This window comes from Enterobacter cloacae complex sp. SHL009 (assembly GCF_049237205.1).
Lineage (GTDB): Bacteria > Pseudomonadota > Gammaproteobacteria > Enterobacterales > Enterobacteriaceae > Enterobacter > Enterobacter cloacae_M.
In genome coordinates this window covers 90,708-105,139 of sequence record NZ_JBMKIW010000003.1, presented here as the reverse complement: position 1 = coordinate 105,139, position 14,432 = coordinate 90,708, and the positions used below count along the sequence as shown (strand labels likewise).

Sequence of the window (14,432 nt, the reverse complement as noted above, 5' to 3'; positions counted from 1 at the left end):
CCATGAAAAACATGAAGCTGGAATGGAAAAGAGGTGACTGGGCGGCGTATTTCGGGTTGATGACCAACAACCTGACCAATTTGCTGACCATGATGGGGCTGCTCATTTTTGTCGTCGGCATCCCGAAGGAGATTGTTTATGGACGCATCGCGCCAGCCTTCGGGCTGGCGGTGCTGGTGGCGAGTATTTGCTACGCCTGGTTCGGCATGCAGATGGCGCGCGCCACCGGACGAACGGACGTGACCGCGCTGCCGTCCGGCCCGAGCGCGCCGTCGATTTTTACCGTGACCTTCCTGGTCCTGATGCCGGTTTATCAGCAGACCGGCGATGCGGACTTCGCGATCCAGATTGGCCTGGTGTGGTGCTTCGTGGAGGCGATGATCCTCGCGGGCGGTTCGTTTTTAGGGGAAACCATCCGCAAGATGATCCCGCGTACCGTGCTGCTGTCGTGCCTCTCCGGTTTGGGCCTGCTGCTGCTGGCGATGAACCCGATGCTGCAGGCGTTCGAAGCGCCGACCGTGTCGTTTATCGTGCTGCTGCTGATCTTCATCAACTGGTTCGGTAAAAAGCCGATTTTCGCCCGTATCCCGACCGGCCTGCTGCTGCTGATAGCCGGTACGGCACTGGCGTGGATCTCCGGTCTGCAAAGCCCGGAAGCGATTAAAGCGTCTATGTCATCCTTCGGCTTTAATCCGCCGGAAGTGCACGTGGACAGCTTCATGCAGGGCCTGCCGCACGCGCTGCCGTATCTGGCCTCTGCCGTGCCGCTGGGGCTGGCGAACTACATCTTTGACCTGGAGAACATCGAAAGCGCCCACGCGGCGGGAGATGCGTACCCGACGCGCAAGGTGATGCTGGCGAACGGTCTGGCGTCGATGCTCGGCTGCCTGATGGGGAACCCGTTCCCGGTGACGGTTTACGTCGGCCACCCCGGCTGGAAAGCGATGGGGGCCAGCATCGGCTACACGCTGGCCTCCGGCGTGACCATGTTCATCGTGCCGCTGTTCGGGCTGGGGGCATTTATGCTCGCCATCATTCCGATGACCGCCATCGTGCCGATTCTGGTGTTTATCGGCGTCGTCACCGCCAACCAGGTTGTGAGGGAAACGCCCAAAGTGGAGGTGCCGGTGATCTTCATCTGCCTGTTCCCGTGGATCGCCAACTGGGCGCTGACCATGATGAACAGCGTGATGGGGGCGGCGGGCACCAGCGCGGCGAAGATCGGCACCGACGTGCTGCACAGCAAAGGAATTTATTACGAAGGCCTGGTGCATCTCGGCAACGGCGCGCCGCTCGCCAGCATGCTGTGGGGCTGTATCGCCATCTTCGCCATCATCAACAAACCGCTGCGCGGGGCTGTCGCCGCTGCGGGTGGTGCACTGCTGGCGCTGTTTGGGGTGATCCACGCCCCGGTGGTGGGCTTTGCCGAGGGCAGTTCGCTGATGTTCGTCACCGCGTATCTGATGATGGGCGGCATGTTTGTGGTGAAGCATGTGCTTGATAGCCGCGAAGCGGCGAGCGCGGCGGCAACGGTTTCTGAATCCTGATAATGCCTGATGCCCTCACCCTAACCCTCTCCCACAGGGAGAGGGAACGTTAATCCCCCTCCCTGTGGGAGAAGGCCTGGGTGAAGGCACCAGAACGCACCTTCGAAAGGAAACAAAATGAAAGAGCTTATGGTCGTCGCCATCGGCGGCAACAGCATTATCAAAGACAACGCCAGCCAGTCGGTTGAACATCAGGCGCAGGCGGTGAAAGCGGTGGCAGAGTCGGTGCTCGAAATGCTGGCCTCCGACTATGACATTGTGCTCACGCACGGCAATGGCCCCCAGGTGGGGCTGGATCTGCGCCGCGCCGAAATCGCCCACGAGCGGGAAGGGCTGCCGCTGACGCCGCTGGCAAACTGCGTGGCGGACACCCAGGGCGGGATTGGCTACCTGATCCAGCAGGCGCTCAACAATCGCCTGGCCGCGCGCGGGGAGCAAAAGGCGGTCACGGTCGTTACCCAGGTAGAAGTGGATAAAAACGATCCGGGTTTTACGCACCCGACGAAACCTATCGGTGCTTTCTTCAGCGAGGCGCAGCGCGACGAGCTGAAGCGCGCACACCCGGACTGGCATTTTGTCGAGGATTCAGGCCGTGGCTACCGTCGCGTGGTGGCTTCACCGCAGCCGCTTCGGATTGTCGAGGCGGATGCGATCAAAGCCCTGACGCAAAAAGGCTTTGTGGTCATCGGCGCGGGCGGCGGCGGTATTCCCGTGGTGCGCACTGAGCAGGGCGATTACCAGAGCGTCGACGCGGTGATCGATAAAGATCTCTCCACCGCGCTGCTGGCCCGTGAGATTTGCGCCGACGTGCTGGTGATAACTACCGGCGTGGAAAAGGTGTGCATCAACTTCGGCAAGCCAAATCAGCAGGCGCTGGAGACCGTCGACGTAGCAGAGATGACGCGCTACATGGACGAAGGCCACTTCCCGGCGGGCAGCATGCTGCCCAAAATCGTCGCCTCGCTGGCGTTTTTACACCACGGCGGCAAGCGCGTGATTATCACCTCGCCGGACTGCCTGCCCGCCGCGCTGCGCGGGGAAACCGGTACCCATATTATTAATGAAGGAAGATAAGATGAGTGAAAATAAAAGCCGCCGCGAATTTATTAGCCAGAGCGGCAAAATGGTCACCGCCTGCGCGCTGTTTGGCGCGACCGGATCCGTCGCGTATGCTGCCGACTCCGCAAAGCCAACCTGCGAGACGGGTAAACCGATGACGATCACCGCGAAACATTACTATCTGGACAACGTGCTGCTCGAAGCCGGCTTTAACTTCGACGGTGGCGTGGCGACGAGCACCCGTACCGAGCTGAAAACGCTGGAGATCAAGGACGGGAAGATCGTCGCCCTGCGCGACAACAAGCGCCACGCCGACGCCACGCTGCCGCACTACGATGCGGGCAACAAGCTGATGCTCCCGGCAATGCGCGACATGCACATCCACCTGGATAAAACCTTCTACGGTGGCCCGTGGCGATCGCTCAACCGCCCGGCGGGCACCACGATTCAGGATATGATTCGCCTGGAACAGAAGCTGTTGCCTGAGCTGCAGCCCTACACCCAGGAGCGCGCGGAAAAGCTGATCGATCTGATCCAGTCGAAAGGCTCCACCATCGCTCGCAGCCACTGCAATATCGAGCCGACCTCCGGTCTGAAGAATCTGGAAAACCTGCAGGCGGTTTTATCGCGCCGTAAGCCCGGCTTTGACTGCGAAATTGTCGCTTTTCCGCAGCACGGGCTGCTGCTGTCGAACTCCGAAAAGCTGATGCGCGAGGCGATGCAGGCCGGGGCGCACTACGTGGGCGGGCTGGACCCAACCAACGTCGACGGCGCAATGGAGAAATCCCTCGACGCCATGTTCCAGATTGCGCTGGACTACGACAAAGGTGTGGATATCCACCTGCATGAAACCAGCCCGGCGGGCGTGGCGGCGGTGAATTACATGGTCGAGACCGTGGAGAAAACGCCGGAGCTGAAGGGCAAGCTGACCATCAGCCACGCCTTTGCGCTGGCGACGCTCAACGAGCAGCAGGTGGATGAGATCGCCACCCGCATGGCGGCGCAGCGGGTGACCATCGCCTCCACCGTGCCGATTGGCACCCTGCATATGCCGCTGAAGCAGCTGCGCGAGAAGGGTGTGTTCGTGATGACGGGGACCGACAGCGTCATCGACCACTGGTCGCCGTACGGTCTGGGGGACATGCTGGAGAAGGCGAATCTATACGCTCAGCTGTACATCCGCCCGAACGAGCAGACGCTCTCCCGCGCGCTCGGCATTGCCACCGGCGACGTGCTGCCGCTGAATGACAAAGGCGAGCGCGTGTGGCCGAAAGCGCAGGACGACGCCAGCTTTGTGCTGGTGGATGCCTCCTGCTCCGCCGAGGCCGTGGCGCGCATTTCGCCGCGCACCGCGACGTTCCATAAGGGCAACCTTGTCTGGGGCTCGGTGGGTTGAGGTGCATTTCTCCCTCTCCCTGTGGGAGAGGGGTGGGGTGAGGGCTTCAGGCCGCACTTCCATAGGTTGGGTAAGGCGAAGCCGCCACCCGACAATGCAGTATACTGCTATGCACATTCTTAAAGAGGGATCTGCCATGGCACAAAACATCTACGACAATCCGGCGTTTTTTTGAAGGCTACGCCCAGCTTCCACGCTCGGTGCAGGGTCTGGACGGCGCGCCGGAGTGGCCCGCGCTTAAGGCCATGCTGCCGGATTTAACCGGCAAATCGGTTGTCGATCTCGGCTGCGGCTACGGCTGGTTCTGCCGCGCGGCGCGCGAGCTGGGCGCTGCTGACGTCACGGGGGTCGATATCTCAGAAAAGATGCTCGCCCGCGCAGCGGAGCTTACCGCTGACCCACAGATTCACTATCAGCGTAGCGATCTGGAATCTCTTAAGCTCAACGAGAGCAGCCTCGATCTGGTCTATAGCTCGCTGGCGCTGCACTACCTGCCGGAACTGGATACGCTATTCGCCAGGGTTCAGCGCGCGCTCAAGCCCGGCGGCAGCCTGGTCTTTTCGATGGAGCACCCGATATACACCTGCGCCACCCGTCAGGGCTGGCTGACCGACGATAACGGTGAGCGGTACTGGGGCGTTAATCATTATCAGGATGAAGGCAAACGCGTCAGCAACTGGCTGGCAGACGGGGTGGTGAAATACCACCGCACGCTCGGCACCACGCTTAACGCGCTGATCGGGGCCGGATTAACGATAAGCGACGTCAACGAGTGGGGGCCAGCGCAGGCGCAGATTGACGCCTGGCCCGCGCTGGCCGAAGAGGCGGAGCGCCCAATGCTGGTGCTGATCGCCGCCCGTAAGGCTCAGTAGCCCACCTTATACACCCGCCCGCTCTGCACGCCTTCCACGCTGCGGCGATAGGCCTGCGCCACGGTCGCGGCGGGAACGCTCTCAAAGCCCGGGAAGAAGCCGTCGTAGGTTTCGACGGATTCGGTGAGTACCGTCGGGCTAATCAGGTTGATGCGGATCCCGCGCGGTAGCTCGCAGGCTGCAGCGCGGACAAACCCTTCCAGCGCCGCATTCACCGTGGTGGCATTTACGCCCTGGGCAATTGGCTCGTGCGCCACGATGCCGCTTATCAGCGTAATAGAGCCGCCTTCGTTCAGATAATGCTGGCCGGTCAGCGTCAGGCGCACCTGTCCCAGCAGCTTGTCCTGCAGGCCCTGGTTGAAGTCGCTGTCCTTCATGGTCGCGAGCGGGCCAAAGTAAAGGCCGCCGCTGGCGGACACAATCGCGTCAACCGGGCCGATTTTCTCAAACAGCGCCTGGACGCTCGCCTGCGAGGTGATATCCACCTGCTCGTCGCCCTGCGTGCGGCCGACGCGGATGACCTCGTGGCGACGACTCAGCTCTTCCGTTACCGCACGACCGACCGTACCGCTGGCACCAATAATCACGATTTTCATAGCCGACTCCTTATGTTGTGAGCCTTCATTCTTTAATAAATAAAAATGCAGATAAACTGGTCTAAAGTTAGAAGATTACTAACCAGGAGTTTGGAATATGGATAAGCTTCGCAGCATGGAGACCTTTATTGCCGTGGTTGAAAGCGGCAGTTTTACCAGTGCGGCGGCTCGGCTGGAGATGTCGGCGGTAATGGTGGGGAAATACGTTGCGCTGCTGGAATCACAGCTCGGCACCCGCCTGCTGGAGCGTAACACGCGGCGCCAGAGCCTGACCGACGCCGGGCGGGTCTATTTCGACGAGGCGAAGCGGGTGCTGGAGCAGGTGGCAATTGCCGAAAGCGCGGTGGAACGCCTGCGTGCCGCGCCGTCCGGCACCCTGCGCGTGACCGCACCCACCTCGTTTGGCGGCAGCGCCATCGCGCCGCTTACGGCCTCTTTTTTACAACGCTACCCGGAGGTGCGCATAGAGCTGGATCTCACCAACCGTATGGTGGATCTGGTGGAGGAGGGCATCGATCTGGCCATTCGCATTGGCGATATTCACAACGACGATCTGGTGGCGAAATACCTCTGCCCTTACCGGATGGTGATCTGCGCCGCGCCGGACTACCTTGCGCGCTACGGTACGCCGCAAACCCCTGCCGATCTGGTGGATCATCTCTGCTTATCCCACAGCGTGTGGACCGCACGCAACGAGTGGCGGCTGCCGGGCGTCGAAGGCGAGGTGCGCTGGAAGCGGGATGCGGTCTTGAGATGCAACGACGGCTACGGGCTGCGGATGGCCGCGAGAGCCGGGGCGGGGCTATTGCTGCAACCGGAGGTGCTGGTGGCGGAAGATCTGGAAAGCGGCAGGCTGGTGCGCGTGCTGGAGGCGTATATTCCGGCGCCGAGACCCGTGCATTTGCTGTGGCGTCAGGATTTACGACCTCTCCCTAAGCTAACGGAATTTATCGCCCATATTCTGCTAAGATTGGGCACACTATAAAAAAGAAGGTATGCAAAGAATGTCTGTGAATAAACTCGCCAGCAGCGCGCAGGGCCTGCAATCATCTGCCATCCGTGAATTATTAAAACATAGCAAAATGGCCGGCGTCATTTCGCTGGGTGGGGGGATTCCTAATCCGGCCCTGTTCGATCACGAAGGGCTGAAAATTGCCGCTGATGCCGTATTATCACAGCATTTTGGTGAGGCCTTTCAGTATGGTCTGACCGAAGGTGTACCGGGGCTGCGGGAAGAAATTCAGCGCATCTGCGAGGGGCGCGGTATCGCCTGTAAGGCCGATGATGTCGTTATTACTTCCGGTTCACAGCAGTCCCTCGACGTGCTGGCGCGTGCATTAATCAACCCGGGCGATACCGTTGTGGTTGAGCGTCCAACCTATCTTGCCGCGCTGCAGGTCTTCGGTCTGGCGCAGGCGAATTTTGAATCCGTTGGCACCGATGGTGACGGCATGAAGGTCGACGAGCTTGAAGCGCTGGCGGCGAAGAAAACCATCAAAGCGGTCTATATTGTTCCGACGTTTGGCAACCCTGGCGGGGTAACCCTCTCTGAGGCGCGTCGCAAACAGCTGGTGGAATTATCGAAGCGCTATGACTTCGTCATTATTGAAGACGATCCGTACAGCGAAATTAATTATACCGATGAAGTTTTCCGCCCGTTAATTGCCCATGCCAAAGATATCGGCAACGAAGAGAACGTGGTGTATACCTCGACCTTCTCCAAAATTCTTGCTCCAGGAACCCGCGTGGGCTGGGTGCTGGTGCCGGAATGGCTGAAGCGCGCAGTAGTAAACCTTAAGCAAACCACCGACCTGCACACCAGCACGCTGTCGCAGCTGATGACGTATGAATACCTGAAAACCGGTCGTCTGCCCGATCAGATTAAAACGATCCGCGAAGCCTATCGCCAGAAATACCAGACGTTCGCAACGGAGCTGGAGGCCGAGCTGGGTGATGTGATGTCGTTCCACAAGCCGAAGGGCGGCATGTTCCTGTGGGCGACTATGAAAAATGGGAGTAATACCACTCGCTGGCTGGAAAAAACGTTAAGTAACGGCGTAGTATTTGTGCCGGGCGAGTTTTTCTACTGCAATGAGCCAGACCATTCAACGCTGCGTATGTCGTTTGTCACGCCAACGGATGAAGAGCTGAAGGAAGCGGTTCAACGCCTGAAAAAATCGCTGTAAAAGACCTGCGCATAATGGCTTTCCTGCCGTTATGCGCAATACGCGTTCAGGGCGGCACGAGCCGCGATCGTCCATGGAAATCGCCATGTTTGAATTTCTGTTCGGTGTCGTTACGCACACGCCCGCCTGGGTGTGGGTGCTGTTTATCTTCCTTATCTCTCGCGGCATTAAAGCCCGCAGGCCCGCCACCGTTACGCTGGAGAGGCTTGCCATCATTCCGGCAATATTTCTAATCTGGGATATCTACGATCTGGTGGTCTACCGCACGCTGACGCCCGGAACTGTCGCATTGTGGACGGCGGGGATCCTCGCCGGGGCCGCGCTGGGGTATTTCCTGATTAAGCAGGCGGTTATCACCCGCGCAGATGCGCCGCGCAGCCTTTACCGTCAGGCAGACTACACCGCGCTGCCGTTTATGATGCTGGCGTTCGGCGTTAAATATGTGCTGGGCGTGATGAGTGCGGTCTCTCCCCAGACGATGCAGCAGCCCGCCATGAGCGCGCTGGCGATCGTCTCCGGCGGCGTGTTTGCCGGTGTGTTTCTCGGAAAGTTTGCGCGCTATGTTGGGGTGTATAACCGAACCGAAGCGCGCCCGGTGGAGTGACGTTATTCTGTCGCGTGAGCCAGCGTGCGATCTGAGGCATCACCGCTGAGTGCTCGCGTGACTTCATGGATCCGCCAGATTTTCCCTTCACGCAGCGCGGCAAACAGGTAAACCTCGATCTCTGCCTGACGACCATCAGGATACGTGACCGTCACGATATGCCGGTCAGCCAGAAGTTCGTCATGACAGGCTATCTCCACCACGGTAAAGGCGATCGCGCGGATCTGCAAGCTGACGTGGCTCAGATGCTGGACAAAACCCCGGTAGTCTAGCGCGTGACCGTCTGTAAACTGCTGGTAATCGGACGTAAATACCTCTGCCGGATCGATATCGCCGTTGAATAAGCGGGTTAACAGGCAGGCCATCTTTTCGCGCTGCGCGGCGTTGTCGGTGTGGGCTATCAGGGACGTGATAATGCTCATGCGGGCTCCTTATATGGTGAATCACCATTATCCTTGACAGCCGAAGTCGCAGTTTCTCTAATACGCCAAAGAATAACGATTTTCGGTCAAAATGATATGGTCAGTGTTGAAACGCTCCTTCATCCCGGCGGGTACCGAACGCCCTGGCACAGTCATCGCACCGGCCAGCTGTGGCGCATTGCAACGGGGCTGCTGGTCATTGAGACGCAGCAGGCGCGTTCGGTCGTACCGGCAAAACACATCGGCTGGATCCCTCCGGATCGGCAGCACGCCGCTTTTTCCGAAAGTGCGATAGAAGGCTGCGCTATCTTTCTTGACCCCGCCGGGTGCGCAATGCTTCCCGATGCGCCCGCGCTGTTCGAGCCCGACGATCTCACCCATGCACTATTTTCCCGTTTATGCGATGCAGAGAGCGAGTGCGATCCGCGAAAGCTGACTTTGCTGCTGGATGAGCTTGCCCTGACGCCCCAGGCTCGTTTTTCTCTGCCCGTGCCGACGGATCCGCGTCTGAAGAAAGTGGTCAGCCATTTGCTGCAGTTTGTCGATGATAACCAGACGGTCGAGAGCCATGCTGTTCATGCTGGGATGAGCGTACGTACGTTCAACCGTCGGTTTAGCGCCCAGACCGGAATGAACTTTGTTAACTGGCGGCAGCTGGCGCGCGTCATGCGGGCAATGGAGTGGCTAGCGGCGGGGAAGCCGGTAGGGTGGATTGCGCTGTCCTGCGGCTACAGCAGCGTCAGCGCATTTATTGAGGTTTTCAGAGCATGGACCGGTAAAACGCCGGGGCAGTGGGTTTGATTTCGCGGTCTGATGCCCTCACCCCAACCCTCTCCCACGGGGAGAGGGAGAAAACCCCGTCCTAAGGTGAAGCCGCCACCCGGCGATTGACTACCGCTCCCGCAGCGCCTCTTTCGCACGGTTAAACGGCTTGATCAGATAATCCAGCACCGTTTTCTCGCCGGTCTTAATGTCCACCGTCGCAATCATCCCCGGCACAATCGAGAAGTGCCTGCCCGCCTTATTCACCAGGTAATCCTGGCTGGTGCGGATAAACACCCGGTAATAGAACACTTCCGGCTTGGCCTCGTCCTGGATGGTGTCCGGAGAGATCGTTTCGACGACCCCGTGCAGGCCACCGTAAATGGCGTAATCGTAGGCGGTGATTTTAACCAGCGCCTCCTGGTTCGGGTGGATAAAGGCGATATCGCGCGGCGACAGGCGGGTTTCGATCAGCAGGTGATCGTCCACCGGCACAATCTCCATCAGCTCGCCGTTGGGCGGGATCACCCCGCCGATGGTGGTGACCTTGATGTTTTTCACGATCCCGCGTACCGGGGATTTTACCGTCAGACGGGTCACGGAATCCTGGCGGCCTTTGAGGATCGCTGAAACCATATCCACCTCGGCGTTGGCCTTGGATAACGCCTCCCGGGCCTGAACGTAATACTGCGAGCGTACGTCGGTGAGCTTCAGCTCCAGATCGCTTTTCTGCCGCTGCAGGCGCAGCACCTCCACGTGGCTGGCGGCGCCGGTTTTGACCAGCCGCTGGGTGATGGCCAGCTCCTTGTTGGCGAGATCTAACGCGGCGCGCAGCTCCCGCTGGGTATCTTCCAGCTGCGCGCGGCGTGAGTTGTAGAGGCGCGTTTCGTCAGCAATCAGATCCGGCCACTTTGCCAGCGAAGGAGGGAACTTCAGCGGGAGATCGTTTACCTCGGCGTACAGGCGGGCGCTGGAGGCCAGTGAGGCCCGGTAGCGCGCCGCGCTTTCGCCGACGTTCGATTCGGAACGCGTCGGATCGAGCCGCGCCAGCACCTGTCCGGCCTGCACCTGATCGCCCTCGTGGACGTTCAGCTCGGTGAGGATCCCGCCGTCGAGAGACTGTAGAACCTGCTCGCGCGAGCTGGGGATCACTTTACCCGAGCCGGTTGATACCTCATCCAGCACGCCAAACCACGCCCAGACGCCCAGCACCATAAACATCAGCAGCGAGAAGATCACGATCCGACGCGCGCCGGTGTAGCCGCTTTCGGAGTCGAGGGCGTTATCCAGATCGTCCATTGCCGCCACGTCACGCTGACTGATTTTCATTTTTCCACTCCCGTCCGGTTGCTGCCTGCTGCTGTTGCTGCTGCATACGGCTGTTGTTCAGCGCCTGTGCCTTTGGCGCGTCCATCACCAGCATTCCCTCTTTCAACACCACGACGCGCTCCACCAGTTCCAGCACCGGTACGCGATGCGTGGCGACAATCAGGGTGCGATGCCCGAGCCAGTCGCCCAGACGCTGGATGAATTCCCGCTCGGTGTGCTCGTCCAGCGACGCGGTGGGTTCATCCATCAGCACAATATTCGGATCGCGCAGCAGCATCCGCGCCAGCAGAATCGACTGGCGTTGCCCGCCGGATAACCCCACGCCGTTTTCCATGATCGGGTAGTCCAGCCCCTTGGGCAGCTTCTGCACGAAGCCTGCCGCGCCGGTCAGCTCCAGCGCCTCGAAAATCTCTTCGTCAGTGGCGCGCGGCATGCCGAGGGTGATGTTTTCGCGCAGGGTGCCGTAAAACAGCCGCGCGTTCTGGGTCATAAAGCCGACGTTGCGCCGGACGTCGGCGACGTCGAGATGCGGCAGGCTGAAGTTATCAAGCCGCAGCTCGCCGGCCGCCAGATCCATCCCGCCCGCCATGGCCTGCAGCAGGGTCGATTTGCCCGCGCCGTTGCGCCCGAGGATCGCCACTTTTTCTCCCGGCCGGATCTCCAGCCGGTTAATGCGCAGCGCCATGCGCGGATCGTCCGGCTGATAGCGGAACTGCGCCTGCTCGAAGAGGTAGTGTCCGCGCAGCACGTCCTGGCGGATCGGCGTCTCCTCGCGCTGGTTTTCGGTGGGAAGCTGCATGATGCTGTCCAGCCCCTCTTTTGCCGCTTTGACCTGCTGCCAGCGCGCCAGCACGCCGCACAGCGTCGCCATCGGGGCGATCATGCGGGAGGCCAGCATCGACGCGGCAACCACCGAGCCGGTAGTCAGGGTGCCGTCGATCACCATCGGGGCGCCGACCACAATCACCCCGGCGTAGACCAGGCTCTGAATGGTCATCCCCCAGCTGATCAGGTTCTGCGTCAGCTCGCGGGTGCGCAGGCCGGATTCCGCGGTGATCTGGATATAGCTGTTCCACTGTTGCAAAAAGCGGTTTTCCGCCTGCATCAGCTTGATGTCCTCCAGACCCTGCACGCTCTCCACCAGCACCGCGTTGCGCAGGGTCGATTCATGGGCCGACTGCTTCGCCAGCTCCGCCAGCTTCTTCTGCAGCAGCAGGCCGGGCAGGACCATGATCACCGCCGCGACCGGGGCGATCCACGCCAGCTGCGGGGCGATGATCGCCAGTACCACCACGAACAGTAAAAAGAAGGGCAGATCAACAATCGTCGAGATGGTGGACGAGGTGACCATCTCGCGGATTTGCTCCAGCTCGCGCAGCTGAGAGATAAAGCTGCCGGTGGAGCGGGGGATCGCGCTGTTGCGCAGCCGCAGCGCGTGGCCGAAGACGCGATCTGAAACGCGCATGTCCGAGCGCTTGCCGAGCAGATCCATAATGTGCCCGCGCGCCACGCGCAGCACAAAGCCAAACAGGGTGGCAATCAGCACCCCGATGGTCAGGACGTAAAGCGTCGGATAGGACTGGGCGGGGATCACCCGGTCATAGACCTGCATGGAAAAGACAATCCCGGAGAGCGACAGCACGTTGATAAAGAGGGCGGCCAGCATGACCCAGCTGTAGGGGCGCAGGTCGCGCATCACCAGCCGGTAGAGCCAGTCCGGACGGTATTTTGAGATATAGGCGTCCACGCGGCTGTCCTTCAGCGCGGCGAGTGGACGCAGGGCAATAACGTGGCGGATAGCGGGCAGCATCGCCGTCATCGACAGCCGGTTGGTATAGGTCTCATCGTCGAAAAAGCTGACCTCCAGCGTATCCTCCCCGTCGAAATGCTCGATCACGCCGATCCTGCCGTCGTTCATCGCCACCACTACCGGCAGACGCCAGCTGTTGATCGCCTGCCGATCGTCGGTAAGGAGCTGAAACGACAGCCCCGCTTCGCGGGCAAGCTGGGTCAGTGCGGGCACCATCGGTTTGCCTTTCAGCCACGGCGCGCCCGCGATGAGCGAGCCGGGCGAGCAGGCGACGCGGTAGCGCGTGGCGACAAAACCAAAGGCCTGCGCCCACTGCGCCAGCGCCTCATCCGTCATGTTTTCACCCTGCGGGATTTCGCGCTGCTTCATGGCTGGATCTCCACGGTCTGGATGGTGCGGTTATCAAGATCGAACGCATGACGCAGCTGCCCGGTGTTATACAGGCAGTTGAGCTGCAGCTGGTGCAGCTGACCGAGGGTCTGCTGCTGGGTGAAGCGAGCCTGATAGACCTCCTGCTCGGCGTTGAGCACGTCGAGCAGCGGGCGCGAACCGAGATCGAGATACTGCTGCTGGTACAGTTCGCGGGTGCGTGCGCTGAGGGCTTCCTGGCGGCCCTGGATTTGCAGCGTGCTTTGCAGGCTCATCACCTGGCTGCGGGCTTCCAGCAGCTTCTGGCGGACGTCAAGACGCGTACGCTGAATGGTGGACTGCGCCGCTTCCACCGCGTGTCCGGCAGCGTTACGCCGGGCGGTGAGGCCGCCGCCCTGATAGAGCGGCATCTGCACTTTTACCCAGGCGGAATACTGGGTGCGATCCCGGGTTTCACTCCCCGCGTAGCGATCGTTCATATAGTGACGCACCTCCGGCTCCAGCGAGACGGTTGGCGTCATCTGCGCGTCGGCGTAGTCGAGGTTCGCCTGGGCGACGTTAGCCTGCGCCCAGGCGGCAAGTACCGCGGGCACCAGACGGTCATCCGGCTCGGCGATGTCGCAGCTCCGGCCCAGCTTTTGCGGAAAGTCATTGCTGATTGCGTTCAGGCTGTTCCAGCCGAGAAAGCTCATCAGCGTGGCGCGGGCGCTGTCCAGGCTGGCCTGGTACTGCATCAGCTGGGCGCGCGCGCCTTCAATGCGCGCATCGGTCTGCACCACGTCAGAGAGCGACGTGGCCCCTTCGTCGTTACGCTGGCGGGTCAGCGTGCCAATCGAGGAGAGGGCGTCGAGCTGTTCTTTAGCGGTGTCGACCATCTGCTGTAAGGTTTGCACCTGCACCATGGCGATGGCGGTATCGTGGGCAATAGTGTCGATACTCACCAGCACGTTGGCCTGCTGCTGGGCAACGCCCGCGCTCTCGGCGCGCACCTGGCTGGCCACTTTGCCAAAGTCGTAGAGCATCTGTGAGAGAGAGAGCACCAGCGATGGGGTAAAGCCGTTCTGGTCGCCGTCATGGGAATAGCCGTTGTCCACGCCGGCATTAATCTGCGGATAGTATTTTGATTTAGCGACGTCCACCTCTTCGCTCTGTTCATAGAGTTTTCCCACGGCTTCGCCGATCGCCGGGTGCCAGGTGACGGCGCGGTTAACGGCATCGCCAAGCTGCAATGAACCGGGTGCGGCTTTGCCGGCCGCAGGGGCAACGCGGCCATTGAGCGAGGGTAGTTCCTGCGTTTCGCGAAGCTGCCCGGTATTAATGATTGCCGCCGGGTTTGCGCAGAGAGCGGGCATAGATATCAGGCAGCACGAGAGCCACCAGTGAGGCATCTTCATTCCCATGTCATGTCCCTATTAAAAAGAGTATGTCTTTATTATTTATGCCCGGGCGCTGTGCGCCCGGGTCATCTCTTGCAGGTGCT

Annotated in this window: 12 protein-coding genes and 1 pseudogene; 8 read left to right on the top strand and 5 right to left on the bottom strand. The window is 60.5% G+C overall.

From position 1 onward, the window contains the following. Positions 1-2 precede the first annotated feature (2 nt). From ACOTZC_RS09230 to ACOTZC_RS09215, 4 genes and pseudogenes are all read left to right on the top strand, one after another. Positions 3-1,547, top strand: coding sequence for a hypothetical protein (locus ACOTZC_RS09230; protein ID WP_063927674.1), 1,545 nt, complete (start codon positions 3-5; stop codon positions 1,545-1,547). A 117-nt stretch (positions 1,548-1,664) separates the two neighbouring features. Continuing rightward, complete coding sequence (locus tag ACOTZC_RS09225; RefSeq protein WP_126303015.1) at positions 1,665-2,621, top strand: carbamate kinase family protein; 957 nt, start codon at positions 1,665-1,667, stop codon at positions 2,619-2,621. A 1-nt stretch (position 2,622) separates the two neighbouring features. Further along, positions 2,623-4,002, top strand: coding sequence for an amidohydrolase family protein (locus ACOTZC_RS09220; protein WP_047173848.1), 1,380 nt, complete (start codon positions 2,623-2,625; stop codon positions 4,000-4,002). A gap of 136 nt (positions 4,003-4,138) precedes the next feature. Next, a pseudogene (locus ACOTZC_RS09215) lies at positions 4,139-4,874 on the top strand (class I SAM-dependent methyltransferase). On the opposite strand, the gene ACOTZC_RS09210 reads toward ACOTZC_RS09215, so the two are convergent. Then, on the bottom strand, positions 4,868-5,470 hold the full coding sequence (locus tag ACOTZC_RS09210) for a short chain dehydrogenase (protein WP_126303013.1): 603 nt from the start codon (positions 5,468-5,470) through the stop codon (positions 4,868-4,870). The pseudogene ACOTZC_RS09215 and the gene ACOTZC_RS09210 sit on opposite strands and share 7 nt — an antisense overlap. 97 nt (positions 5,471-5,567) lie before the next feature. On the opposite strand from ACOTZC_RS09210, the gene ACOTZC_RS09205 reads away from it, so the two are divergent. The 3 genes from ACOTZC_RS09205 to ACOTZC_RS09195 all read left to right on the top strand — a co-directional run bounded on the left by ACOTZC_RS09205 (position 5,568) and on the right by ACOTZC_RS09195 (position 8,260). After that, on the top strand, positions 5,568-6,455 hold the full coding sequence (locus ACOTZC_RS09205; protein WP_126303012.1) for a LysR family transcriptional regulator: 888 nt from the start codon (positions 5,568-5,570) through the stop codon (positions 6,453-6,455). 19 nt (positions 6,456-6,474) lie between these two features. Continuing rightward, positions 6,475-7,656: a PLP-dependent aminotransferase family protein gene (locus ACOTZC_RS09200; protein WP_045404689.1), complete on the top strand. Its 1,182-nt coding sequence runs from the start codon at positions 6,475-6,477 to the stop codon at positions 7,654-7,656. Positions 7,657-7,741: 85 nt separating this feature from the next. Beyond that, positions 7,742-8,260 (top strand): DUF6622 family protein, encoded by a 519-nt coding sequence (locus ACOTZC_RS09195; protein ID WP_163354235.1) that lies wholly within the window; start codon positions 7,742-7,744, stop codon positions 8,258-8,260. Positions 8,261-8,262: 2 nt separating this feature from the next. Here ACOTZC_RS09195 and ACOTZC_RS09190 read toward each other — a convergent pair whose 3' ends face one another. After that, positions 8,263-8,682: a nuclear transport factor 2 family protein gene (locus tag ACOTZC_RS09190; protein ID WP_322408175.1), complete on the bottom strand. Its 420-nt coding sequence runs from the start codon at positions 8,680-8,682 to the stop codon at positions 8,263-8,265. A gap of 96 nt (positions 8,683-8,778) precedes the next feature. Between ACOTZC_RS09190 and ACOTZC_RS09185 the strand changes: the two genes are divergently transcribed. Next, the gene (locus tag ACOTZC_RS09185; RefSeq protein WP_239631213.1) at positions 8,779-9,483 is read left to right on the top strand and encodes a helix-turn-helix domain-containing protein; all 705 of its coding nucleotides are present in this window, start codon (positions 8,779-8,781) and stop codon (positions 9,481-9,483) included. A gap of 90 nt (positions 9,484-9,573) precedes the next feature. Here ACOTZC_RS09185 and ACOTZC_RS09180 read toward each other — a convergent pair whose 3' ends face one another. Genes ACOTZC_RS09180 through ACOTZC_RS09170 form a run of 3 tightly spaced genes read right to left on the bottom strand, consistent with a single transcriptional unit; the run spans position 9,574 to position 14,352 of the window. After that, entirely contained in the window at positions 9,574-10,743 is a 1,170-nt protein-coding gene (locus tag ACOTZC_RS09180) for an HlyD family efflux transporter periplasmic adaptor subunit (RefSeq protein ID WP_316961381.1), read from the bottom strand. Positions 10,744-10,753: 10 nt separating this feature from the next. Further along, complete coding sequence (locus ACOTZC_RS09175) at positions 10,754-12,952, bottom strand: type I secretion system permease/ATPase (RefSeq protein ID WP_047173844.1); 2,199 nt, start codon at positions 12,950-12,952, stop codon at positions 10,754-10,756. Next, on the bottom strand, positions 12,949-14,352 hold the full coding sequence (locus ACOTZC_RS09170; protein WP_059445672.1) for a TolC family outer membrane protein: 1,404 nt from the start codon (positions 14,350-14,352) through the stop codon (positions 12,949-12,951). Before ACOTZC_RS09170 ends, ACOTZC_RS09175 begins: the two co-directional genes overlap by 4 nt. Positions 14,353-14,432: the final 80 nt, after the last annotated feature.